The 12,632-nt window shown below is 34.5% G+C and carries 9 protein-coding genes; 2 read left to right on the top strand and 7 right to left on the bottom strand.

The annotated features are described in order from the left end of the window. Window positions 1-94: 94 nt before the first annotated feature. The 7 genes from GKP30_RS23245 to GKP30_RS23215 all read right to left on the bottom strand — a co-directional run bounded on the left by GKP30_RS23245 (window position 95) and on the right by GKP30_RS23215 (window position 9,185). On the bottom strand, window positions 95-3,166 hold the full coding sequence (locus tag GKP30_RS23245; protein ID WP_216831858.1) for a PAS domain S-box protein: 3,072 nt from the start codon (window positions 3,164-3,166) through the stop codon (window positions 95-97). A gap of 33 nt (window positions 3,167-3,199) precedes the next feature. Continuing rightward, on the bottom strand, window positions 3,200-4,195 hold the full coding sequence (locus GKP30_RS23240; protein ID WP_216831857.1) for a diguanylate cyclase: 996 nt from the start codon (window positions 4,193-4,195) through the stop codon (window positions 3,200-3,202). A 58-nt stretch (window positions 4,196-4,253) separates the two neighbouring features. Then, window positions 4,254-4,556, bottom strand: coding sequence for an Hpt domain-containing protein (locus tag GKP30_RS23235; RefSeq protein WP_216831856.1), 303 nt, complete (start codon window positions 4,554-4,556; stop codon window positions 4,254-4,256). Window positions 4,557-4,715: 159 nt separating this feature from the next. Further along, entirely contained in the window at window positions 4,716-5,459 is a 744-nt protein-coding gene (locus GKP30_RS23940) for a response regulator (protein ID WP_328703205.1), read from the bottom strand. Window positions 5,460-5,491: 32 nt separating this feature from the next. After that, window positions 5,492-6,727, bottom strand: coding sequence for a PAS domain S-box protein (locus GKP30_RS23225; protein ID WP_216831854.1), 1,236 nt, complete (start codon window positions 6,725-6,727; stop codon window positions 5,492-5,494). Between the two features lie 3 nt (window positions 6,728-6,730). Then, entirely contained in the window at window positions 6,731-8,122 is a 1,392-nt protein-coding gene (locus tag GKP30_RS23220) for a cache domain-containing protein (protein WP_216831853.1), read from the bottom strand. Between the two features lie 343 nt (window positions 8,123-8,465). Beyond that, entirely contained in the window at window positions 8,466-9,185 is a 720-nt protein-coding gene (locus GKP30_RS23215; protein ID WP_216831852.1) for a MerR family transcriptional regulator, read from the bottom strand. A 369-nt stretch (window positions 9,186-9,554) separates the two neighbouring features. Here GKP30_RS23215 and pepF point away from each other — a divergent pair, with 369 nt between their 5' ends. Together pepF and GKP30_RS23205 are read left to right on the top strand one after the other, a co-directional pair. After that, window positions 9,555-11,345, top strand: coding sequence for an oligoendopeptidase F (gene pepF / locus GKP30_RS23210; RefSeq protein WP_216831859.1), 1,791 nt, complete (start codon window positions 9,555-9,557; stop codon window positions 11,343-11,345). 216 nt (window positions 11,346-11,561) lie between these two features. Beyond that, window positions 11,562-11,921, top strand: a complete 360-nt coding sequence (locus GKP30_RS23205) for a hypothetical protein (protein ID WP_216831851.1) — start codon at window positions 11,562-11,564, stop codon at window positions 11,919-11,921. The last annotated feature ends 711 nt before the right edge of the window (window positions 11,922-12,632 follow it).

Below are 12,632 nucleotides of genomic sequence, written 5' to 3'. Positions count from 1 at the left end.
ATGAATTCAAGTATATAAAAAAATACCTGTAGATAAAACACTCTTTTTCAAGTGTCCTAACTACAGGTACCAGTTTAATTTGCTGCCTCTTTAATTAGCCTGTTATTTTTTTGTAGTAATAATCAACGGTTTTAATCAATTCTTTTTTCGAAATCGGCTTCGTTAAATATCCGTCACAACCCGATTTGTAACTTTTTTGTTTATCTTTGTTCAGAGCATGTGCAGTTAATGCAACGATTGGCGTTCGCTTTAAACTTTGCTGTGCTTCCCATACTCTCATCAATTTTGTCGCTTCGTATCCATCCATTATTGGCATTTGGATGTCCATAATAATAAAATCGTATGAATTTTTCTTAAATAAATGAACTGCTTCAAGACCATTTTCAGCGATATCTAGCTCAACCTGCTCTTTTTTTAAGAATGCTTTAATTAAAACTTGATTATCATATGAATCTTCAACAAGTAAAATGCGTAATCCAGAGATAGAAATGTTGTCATTTTCACTTTTCTGACTCTGATGTTTAACTTTTTCAGCTATAGAAGAAATACTACTTTTCAACAGAACGTTAAAAGTGAAGCAACTTCCTTTTCCTATTTCACTTTCAACACGAATAGCGCCTCCCATTTTCTCAATAAGACTTCGGACAATTGTCAATCCTAATCCAGTACCACCAAAGCGCCGCGTTGTTGACGTATCTACTTGAGTAAACTGATCAAATATTGTATCTATTTTATCTTTTGGTATACCAATTCCAGTATCCTTAACCTCACACTCAAGAATGAAATGACTATTTGGTGCATGTTCCTTTAACTTTATATCAAGGGAGACCTCACCATCTTCAGTAAACTTAACAGCGTTCCCGATTAGATTTGTAAAAATTTGCCTTAAACGAGCTGGGTCACCTAGAGCATAAAAAGGTAATTTATTATCATATTGATACCTTAATTGAATTTTTTTCTTATCTGCTTCAAAGGAGAAGATATGAATCACTTCATCTATTAATTGCTTTAAGTCAAACTCTTCTTCCACAATAGACAGATGACCGGCTTCAACCTTTGATAAATCCAGAACATCATTAATTATACGTAGCAGATTAGTAGCCGAGTTTTTTGAAATCGTAACGTATTGATGCTGTTCTTCGTCTAAATCAGTCTCTAGAAGAAGTTCAGCCATGCCAATAATAGAATTCATCGGAGTTCGAATTTCATGGCTAACCATTGCTAAAAAATCAGATTTTGCTTGTGAAGCCACTAGCGCATGGTCACGAAGACTTTTCAACTCTTCTTCAAACCATTTTCTTTCGGTAATATCCATCGCTATACCTAATATTCGTTGTCCCTCACTCGTATGTAGCGGGAGCTTTGCTTGATAAAACCACCTTAATTCACCTGTAACAGCATGTCGGATCGGCTGTTCTTGAATGAAGATAGGTTTATCTAGATCCAATACTTCCGCTTCTCGGGCATTTATCTTTTCAATATCCACCGCAAAAGGAAAGTCGGCATAGGTTTTTCCGATCATCTGGTCAACAGTAGTATTAAATAGTTCTGTTGTGGCTTTATTTACTAACAAATACTGACCATTTGCATCCTTAACAAATATTGGATGAGGGATCGTGTCGATAATATTAGATAGTAATAAATCCTTTTCCCTAATCTTTTGCTGTGCTTTTTTCACTTCACTTAAATTCTGCGCTATACCTAATAAACCAATCGTATCGCCTTTATCATCGATTAACGGTGTAATATGGAGTTGTACTGGAAAGTTCGATCCATTTTTCCGATAAAATTTGACCTCATTCATATACTCTTCTTTACGACTAAGTAACTCCTTAATAAGATATTTAACCGCATCTTCATTGTTTATATCATACTTATCAATTATAGATAGCAAATCTTTTTTATCATGAAAAAGAAAAGGAGTTTCCCTACCTATTACTTCATCATCTCGATAACCTAACTGTTGTTCAGCGGCTTTATTAAAAGTTCGAATGACCCCTTCACTGTCTGTCGTAATGATTAAATTATTCGTACTATCCAATATTGCTTTCCGAACATTGTTTACTTTGTTTAACTCTTCTGTCATCACTTCAGCCAATGTCTCTGCTCGTTGCCTCATATGGGCCATCGACCTTAGAACGACATAAACAAGGACTGTAATAATAAAACCTGTAAATAATATAAAATTCGGTAAAAGTTGTTGCAACCCAGCAAGAAAGTATGGGGAGCTCTCTAAGTAAATCGTCCATTCTTGATCGACAAAAGGAAACGAAATACTATGAACAAAATCATAATTCGATTTAATGTAACTATTCTCATTTACACTTATAAACTCATAAATAATCTTCTGATCATCTAAATCAGCTAAAGAAGACACGTTCGCTTGTTCATATATCTTGAAACTAAGATCAGGGTTAATGTGACTAGATAATGTGGCTTCAACAACTTCTTGAAGATAAAGCGCGATAAGAACATGACCGTACCAATCTCTACTTTGCTCTTCAATGTAACTATCAATCGTTACATTGGAAAATTTATAAACAGGTGCATAGAGAATATACCCTGGTCCGCTATCCCCATTATCTGTGATAAGGGTAATTTTTGAAGTTGCGGTATAGTCCCCAGTTTCTCTTGCCTTCAGCATTGCTAATCGACGGTTTTCCTCCGTATAATGGTCAAATCCAACTCCTATTTCCATATGTGTGGAGGGTGAAACAAATTGGTTAATTAAATATTCTTTTCCTTTACTTTTAGGCCAAACATCATATTTTCCATCATAAGCTATTTGTAGCTCTTCTTTAAGCTCAAGCAAATTTTGTTCACCGTTAACGTATTTGGCAAATGAAATGACGTGAATACCAGGATAATTAAGAAATGGTTTAAATTGTTCCTCATATCTCTTCCATTTTACATAATCTATTGAGGTCGGATCACTTGCTGTAAAAAAACTCTGGTAAGCATTTAAAACTTCAACATATGTTTTAACTGATTTGTGAAGTTCCTCGATTATTTGTTCTGTATCATTAGAAAACTTAGCTTCCGCTTGCTCATATTGGAGGTTACTAATCATCCTTGAAAATAAAATGGTCGCAACTAAAAGACTAACGACGATAATAAAAATTGAAAAGCGGTGACTAAGAAGCTCTTTAATATTAGATAATTTCATGAACATTCTCCTTAGAGCACTGACATCAGCAAGTTAAATATCTTCTAATAAACATAGATCAAAACACTCCACTTGGTTCCGTCCTGCATCCTTAGCTTCATATAGCGCTTTATCTGCCATATCTATTAATGTATCTATTGTTTTTATACTTTCACACCCATGAAATGATGCAACACCTAAACTAATGGTTACAACATCACTCACAGTAGAAGTTTCGTGTGGAATTTTACTATTTTCTATATTACGCCTCATTATTTCAGCTAAATGAACAGCGCCATCTAGATCTGTATCAGGTAGCACCACCGCAAATTCCTCACCACCGTATCGCGCAACAAGATCAGTCGAACGTTTAACAGAAGCTTGTAATATTTTTGCGACTTTCTTTAAACATTCATCTCCTTCTAAATGTCCATATGTATCGTTATAAAGTTTAAATTTATCAATATCTAACAGAATAAGTGACAAATTTGATTTTTGACGTTTTGCCCGTTTCCATTCCAATTCAACGTAGCTATTAAATTTTCGGCGATTTGGAATTCCAGTTAACCCATCCAAAGAGGATAAACGTTCTAAAGCCTCATTTAATTGGTGTAATTTCCCATTTGCAATCACAAGCTCTTCCTCACGTAGTTTTCGCTGATCCATCTCGTCTTTTAATCGAAGAACAGACGCTATTCGAGCTTTTAACTCAACTGAATGGAAAGGCTTCGTTACATAATCAATCGCTCCAGCTATAAATGCTTGTTCAAGCACTTTGACATTATTTAAACCTGTTACCATTATGATTGGGATATCTTTTACAGCTTCAATTTCTTTAATTTGATCACACACTTCAATTCCATCCATGCCAGGCATGATAACATCTAGTAAAATTAAATCAATTTCATTTCCTTGTCTCTGTAAAATTTCAAACGTTTCGTCAGCAGAGGCAGCCATGATAATATCATTATACCCAGCTCTATGTAATAACCTTTCTAATAGCTGACGACTATCAATACAATCATCGACTACTAAGATGGTTCTAGCCATAAAATATCCCCCTCAAGTTCAAAAATAGAACCTATACCTTCTTACCTTCACTAAAGTGTTATTCAAAAGTAATTTCTATTTGTTCCAGATAATTAATTAACTCTGTAATGTAAATTCCTATCTTTTGTATATTTTCCTCTTTCGCAGCTTCTTCAAGCCGTTTCCCTAACTCGGTGATAAAATCAAAACCATAACCCGATCCAAACCCCTTCATACGATGACCGATCATACGAATTTGGTTAAAATCACCTTCTTCTACCGCCAATTGCATTGTTTTAATATCATTTTTCCTATTTTCCAAAAAACCAGGGATTAAGTCTTCAAGATCTTTATCAATTGAAATTTGTATCGAGTTCAGCATATTTACTCCCCTAAAATTTAAAGAATTATAGATTTTCTAACTATGAAAATAGTCATTGTTTTTTACAATTTATAGGTAAATCTTTACTATATTCTATTATTTTAAAAGTAATAACGATAAAGTTCAATTAGGTTTACAGTGTTATTTGTGTCTTTTTTCCTACATTAGCCACTTTTCTACAGAGGTTAGTAAGGTTATTTTGTTTATCGGTTTTATTAGATGGGCATTACAACCAGCCTCTATGCTTCTTTTAACATCTTCCTCTAGGGCAAATGCAGTTAATGCAATAATTGGAGTGGCTTCATACCCCATTTGCATCTCCCAGTCTCTAATACTTTTTGTCGCTGTGTAACCGTCCATAACTGGCATCTGGACATCCATTAAAACTAGATCATATTTCTTTTCTTTAAACATACACACAGCTTCTACTCCATTCTCAGCTATGGCAATTGAGTAAGGTTCATTTTTAAAAAATGCTTTTACCAATAATTGATTATCTATCGTATCTTCCACAAGTAATATACTAGCTGGTCGTTTAACACGAGTGCTTGTTAAGGATCCATTCAGATTTTCAATACTTCTGCCGTTCTCTTTAATTGGAGGATTTACTAATAGATTTACAGTGAAGTAAAAAGTTGTCCCTTTGTTTAGTTCGCTTTCAATCCAAATCTCTCCACCCATCATAGTTACTAGCTTCTTAACGATGGCTAAGCCTAAACCTGTACCGCCAAATTTACGTGTAATTGAGCTATCTACTTGTATGAATTCGCAAAAAATATGTTCTATTTTTTCTTTAGGTATCCCAATCCCAGTATCTCTTAAAATAAAACAAATGTTTCCTTTATGTGTAGAATTATATTGCTCTACTCTTAAATTCACCTCACCAGATTCTGTAAATTTAATACTATTAGACAGGAGGTTCGTTAAAACTTGACCTACCGATCTGGATCACCGTAAACTATTGGAGGAACATCTTGACTCATGTTATATTCCAGATTTATGGTTTTCTTCTTTGCAAGAACTGAAAATAATTTAATCTTCTGTTCTATTAAATTACGTAAGTCGAATACCTGATTAGAAAGTCTAATTTCACCAGACTCTATTTTAGAAATATCTAAAATGGCATTTATAATGGATAGTAAATTTTCCCCTGCCCGTTTATACACTCGAACATATTGCTCTTGTTCTTCAGATAAGTCAGACTCCGATAGTAAATCAGCTATTCCGATAATCGCATTCAATGGTGTACGAATTTCATGACTCATCGTAGCCAGAAACTCTGATTTTGCCTTAGATGCTTCTAACGCTGCGTCTCGTGCAGCCCTCAACTCTTCTTCCATCGCTTTTCTTTCGGAAATATCGGTATGGACACCTAAAAGTGAAATGATGTTTCCTCTATGGTCCTCGACAAAGTTTCCGCGTACAGAAACCCACATTTTTTGTCCATCCTTATTTACCATTTCAACTTCTCCATGCCATCCCTGTCGTTCTAATAATGACTGGAATACTTCTCTTCCAATGGCAGGATTAGCATAAAGACCTCTTCCTCCACCGATTTCATTTATCTCCTTTAGAGAATATCCGAACATTTTTCTAAAAGACTTGTTCATAAAAATAACTTTTCCAGTACATTGATATGTAATCCCAATCGCATCACTGGCATTTTCAACAGCATTCGTTATTCTTAGCAACTCTAACTGTTCATTTTTTCTAGCCGTAATATCTCTAAAAACACATAATACCGATAACTCGCCTTCATAAGTAATAACTGATATTCCAACTTCTACAATAATTTCTGTTCCATCTTCACGAATGAACGTTAGTTCCTGTTCAAATGGCGTTGAGATTTGTTTTCTAAGAAGACTATCCAATAAAGACAATATACGCTCCCGTTCATATCGAACTAGAAACCTAGTAAAAGCTCGACCAATAATGTCTTCTTTATTTTTTACTCCCAACAACACTAATGCTTGATCATTAACAAAGCTCACACATTTTCTATTGTGCACGAATAGACCCTCTGGGTATAATTCAACGAGAGTACGGTATCGATTTTCACTGTCTCCTAATTCCATTTCCGTTACCTTGCGTTTTGTTATATCATTTAATGTTCCAGATGTTCCTATAACTCTATTATTGTCGTCAACGATTATTTGTACGTAAACTTCCAACCATTAATATTTATGATCCTTTGTTATGTAACGAACTTCTTGGCGACACGAGCTAATCTCTTGATTTATAAGAGCTTCAAATAAACGCCTATTTTGTTTTCGGTCATCTATGTATAAGAAGTCTATAAAGGTTTTTCCGAGACTTTCATCAACCGTAAATCCTGTTATTTTCTCCCAAGATTGATTTAAAAACGTCCATGCTCCAGCTTCATCTGTTTGAAAAAGTACTTCTCTGATATTATCAATCACATGTTTATATTTTTCTTTGGAATACTCAAGTAACTCTATCTTTTCACTAATTGTAGCCGACATTTCATTAAACGTGTAACAGAGCTCTCTAAACTCTACTGGACCTTTAGAAATGACCGTATCGTCCATATGATACTTATAGTTTTTCTCTCTAATCAAACGGCTTCCTAATACCAACTTCGAAATAGGATGTTCTACTAGCTTAGAAATATATTTAATGTTTATCCAAGCTAAAACTGAAGCTAATAGTAAGACTAGGGTAAGAACTAAAATAATTCGGTAAAAGGAAGCATAAACATTTTCCTTTTTCACTTCTCCAATAATTAACCATTGGTTGTCGCTTACCCAATCATATGTCCCAAATACCTCTTCACCAACAAAATTCATATAAGTGGTTTCCAGAAACTGATTTTGCATTGCTCGTCCGTATAACTCACTTTCAACCTTTACTTTCAATATTGGACTAGTCTCGATTATACCTTTATCTATATCAGCGTCTTGATAAAAAGCTTCTGTGATCAAATATCCATCTTGGCGTAATAAATAAGTCTCCATCGAACGACTATTACTTAAGTTCTCCATAACATTTTCAATGGTTTCTAACGATACTACTACAAATACAACACCTTGGAATTGTTGTTCATAGTTTAAAACAGGTGAAGCAACGATGATTACAGGCTTATTTGTAACTTTACTTACCATAACGTCAGAAATTGAACTTTCACCTTTCATTGCATTAATAAAGAAGTTTCTATCCGTAATATCTGTACCTGGATTTGTAAAGCTATCTACCTTTGTGACCCCTTCTTTGTCAGAATATACTAATGCAAAAAAATCAGGGTGGTTTTCATAAGCTGCAAAAACCTCTTTGATTTTTTCCTCTTCTGTCATTCTTATTTCTGGTAATCTGGAAATACTGTTAATATCGATTTTGCGTTCTTCTAACCATTTTTCAATCGCTTTCTTTTGCAATACAATTGTTTGTTCGAGCATTCCAATTGCATGTTCTTCCAGATTCTTTTTCTCAATTAAAATAATCGTAATTGTGCTAATTAATCCAATGATTAAAGCAAAACAAATGATTGAAAAACGTAGCCTACCTTTAATGGAGTTTAACCCTAACAATCGTACTAATTTTGCTACCAATACACTCTCTCCTTTATACGCACAAAAAAAGCTGACAGATAAATAACGTTACGCACGCAAAGCCAGCTTTCTACCTTTTACAATAGCTCTCCTAATTAAGTAGTAATAATAGATCAAGACTTTTTTCCTAATATTATTATAAAACATTACTAGAAAAGAAGTAATTGGAAATTATAATATTCATAAATCCTTCATACTTTAACGGTAATCCAGAGTCTCATCATTATTCAACAATAAAGAGTTTAAAAATCCATTCTACAAAAAAAAACAAGTGAAGTTTAAATCCCTTTAAACATTCACCTGTTTTTGGCATATCATTTTGTTAAAGTTTATAATCTCACTCTTAGCAATAGTCCTCTTTCTTATCTTTAGTAAATTGACCTAACCACCTTGACACTTTTGTCTTAATTGATTGGTCTTGTTTCGTAGCCGCAGTTTCTCTAAAGTGCTGCACAAATTCTTGAAAATGAACTTCGCGCTCCTCTAACTTTTGGTGAATAAATAGTTTTTCTTCATTCTCTTGTTCAATCTCTTGCCGCAACCACTGCAGCTCGTCCTTTGTCTGATCAGAAGTATCTAAAATCAATTGCGAATACGATTGCACAAGAGAGGTTGTTTTGTTATGACCCAGATTAATTTCTTTCTTTACCTCATTTTTAATTTCTTCTTTTGTTTCCTGCAGCATTTCATCTTTAAAAGTAAAGATCGAATTTGTCAATTTCTCAACACTTTCTACCGTTTCCTGTTGCAACGATATCATCATTTCATAACGATCCATCTCTTCAACATTTTCAACTTCATCCGTTTCGTCATTGTACTCAACTTGAATATTTGTTTCAAGAATATATTTAACATCTTCATCCTTAATATTTTTATCTTTCAATAATTTTATCTTCTTTAGAGTATCGATTTCATAATCTGTATACAACCTTGCTCCTGTCTTTGTTCTTTGTACATATAACATTCCATCAAATGTTCGTTCCCATTTCCTCAAGTTCCCAACAGGAATTTTTAATAACTTCGACACCTCTTTTGTAGAATACTTTTGTATTACGTTCCCCATCCTAAATCTCTCCCTTCTATTTTTCCAGTCATAATGGCTCTAGTAACACTATTAGATACATGGCTATATATTTTCCTCCAAGGTGACAAAACTTCTAATAACATTCTCTTTTTCTCCAAGACTTTTACAAATTAAAAAAGATTCACGACTTGACTCGGAATGTGCATAATTTCCTCACACCAAAGAACCAGTTGTGATATTTTACTATCTAAATACGTAGATATTAGTAATTTTTTGACACGATTTCCCTATTAAAATCCGTTTTCATTAATAGCTAAATTTTCTGTTTTCATATATAATAAATATAATTCGTATCACGAAATAAATTCATTATATATTTGAGAGGAGACGATCTACTTGTCTAAAATAATGACTCGTTCAGAAGTACCAGAGCATTTAAAATGGGATTTAAAAGATTTATTTCAGACGAACGAAGCTTGGGAGGAAGAATTGCAAGCAGTTCAATCAGATGTAAAAAAGGTTACTCAATTTAAAGGAACGCTTGGAGATGGGCCAAAACAATTACTTGGGTGCTTAACTGCTTTAGAAGACATTCAAAAACGCTTAACATATGTTGCAACATATGCAAACTTACGTCTTTCAGAAGATGGTTCTAACGCAAAAAGCCAAGCAAACTCTTCTCGAGTTGCTTCAATGCTTTCAAGCGTCGAGGCTGCACTTTCTTTTTTAGATACAGAAATCCTAGCATTACCTGAAGGAACTATTGAAAAATACATACAAGAAGAGCCAGCCCTCAAATCTTTTGAGAAGCACTTAAATGAACGATTAGAAAAAAAGCCTCACACTCTTTCACCAGAAACAGAATTAGCCTTAGCATCTCTTGGTGAAGTGTTAGGTTCTCCTTACAAAACTTATCAACTAAGTAAATCATCAGATATGGTGTTCTCTACGTTTAAAGATGAAAAAGGTCAGGACATTCCTTTATCATTTGCTACTTTTGAAGATCGTTATGAACTGTCCCCAAATACGACGGTACGTAGAAATGCTTACCAATCGTTTGTAAAAACATTGAAACAATATGAAAATACATTTGCTTCAACATATTCAACTGAAATAAAAAAACAGGTTACACTTTCTCGCTTAAGAAATTATGACTCGGTAACCGAGATGCTTTTACAACCTCAACAAGTAACTGAACAAATGTACAACAACCAATTGGACATTATTCAAGAAGAATTGGCTCCGCACATGCGTCGGTTTGCTAAATTAAAACAACGTGTCCTCGGTTTAGATAAGATGATGTTCTGTGATTTAAAAGCACCACTAGATCCAGAATTTAACCCACCAACAACGATTGAAGAAGCATCTAAAGTCATTCAAGAAGCCCTACAAATTCTTGGACCAGAGTACAGTGAAATTATGAAAAAAGGTTTAAATGATGGTTGGATTGATTATGCTGAAAATTATGGGAAATCAACAGGTGCTTTCTGTGCAAGTCCTTACGGGATTCACCCTTATATTCTTATCACGTGGACAGATACAATGCGCGGTGCATTTATTTTAGCTCATGAACTTGGTCATGCTGGTCATTTTTATCTAGCTGGTGGAAATCAACGCTTAACAAACACTCGCCCATCATTATATTTCATAGAAGCACCATCAACTATGAATGAACTAATTCTCGGTAAGCACCTCCTTGCTAAAACAGATGATAAGCGTATGAAGCGTTGGGTACTACTTCAATTTCTAGGAACGTACTACCATAACTTCGTTACACATTTACTTGAAGGTGAATTACAACGAGAGATTTACCGTATCGCCGAATCAGGACAGCCAATTACTGCAAGTACTTTAAGTAAAACAAAAGGAGATATTCTTGCTAACTTCTGGGGAGATGCTGTAGAAATCGATGAAGGTGCGAGCCTGACATGGATGCGTCAACCGCATTATTACATGGGTCTATATCCATATACGTATTCTGCAGGACTAACTGCATCTACTGCTGTTGCTCAACTAATTGAAGAAGAGGGTCAATCAGCAATCGACCGTTGGATTGAAGTACTAAAAATGGGTGGTACGAAGAAGCCTTTAGAGCTATTAAAGCACGCTGGGGTTGACATGTCTACTCCAGAACCGATTAGAAAAGCAGTTGCTTTTGTCGGGTCACTTGTTGATGAATTAGAAAAAAGTTACGAATAAAAATAACCATCTAATATTAGCCGACTTTTAAATCCTTGAATGACTTTGGATAACCTTTTAAAAAATGAGAGGTTTACAAGCATTACGATTTACTATAGTTAGTCGGCTTTTTTTAAAATATTCTTCTTTTTTTCATTTATATCATACATACATCAACCTATATTAGCGAACCTTATCTTTGTAATTTAATTAACTATTATTAGGAGGTTTTTTTGTATGTACCAACAATTTAATCAAATGAACTCGCAACAGCCAGTAGGAAATCAAATTCAACAAACTCTCGGACAAATGCAACAGATGGAGCAACAAAATGCTAATGAATTAAGAAAAATTGCTAATCAAATTCAAGACCTAAGTCAGCATGAGTCTATGGCTACAAGACAAGTGCAACAACTACAACAACTATGCCAGCAATTAATTCAAGAAAATCAACGAATGCACCAAATGGTACAACAACAATCAACTCAACAAACATATATGCCATACCAAAGCCAAACACATTCGCCACAGGTACAACAATCACACTATTCACCACAAGTACAACAGTCACAACATACACCTAATCAATATCAATAATCCTTTTCAAAAGGTTAAAGAGCACTAAACCTATTAAAGCTAGTGATACATACATATTGTATATTTTAAAATAGACAATATCACTGATCTGAAGCTTAAACAGGTTTCATGCAACTGTTAAATTGGGATGTTACTTTATAGGTAACATCCCTGTTTACATTTACGCTCATATGTATGTACAAAAAAGTCCCCCCATTGGTGTTTTTGTGCCTAGCGACGTCCCTTTAAACCTTTCTTTCCTATGGGGACGTTAGACGGTGAATTCCTTAGTGTTGGCTCTTCAGATAAATTTCAAACTATGGCACAGTCATTTAGGAAGATAGTTGACATAGGCGATGTTGTTTTAGAACAGGGGTTAAAGCAGCTTTAGAAAGTACCGTGGAAAAAGGGACCTGATAAGCCCTTATTTATACAAAAATAATCGTTTTTATGACTTTGGAGCACTGTGAGGCTCTTATTTATACAAAACCATGGGATATTGACGCAAATTTCTTGCAATAAGGGCCTGTGAGTTCCTTAATTCGACTAAAAGGGCATTTTGTTCACAGATAAGGGCTTCAGGGTGCCTTTAACACATACAGCATGATCTATCCAACCACTTAACTAACTATAAATAATAATCAACAGAGTCAAATAAAAAAGCACAACCCATTTGGATTGTGCTTTATGCCTAGCGACGTCCTACTCTCACAGGGGGAAGCCCCCAACTAC

Origin of the sequence: Alkalihalobacterium elongatum (assembly GCF_019024285.1) — a bacterium.
Lineage (GTDB): Bacteria > Bacillota > Bacilli > Bacillales > Bacillaceae_F > Alkalihalobacterium > Alkalihalobacterium elongatum.
This window is presented reverse-complemented; position numbering and strand designations above follow the sequence as displayed.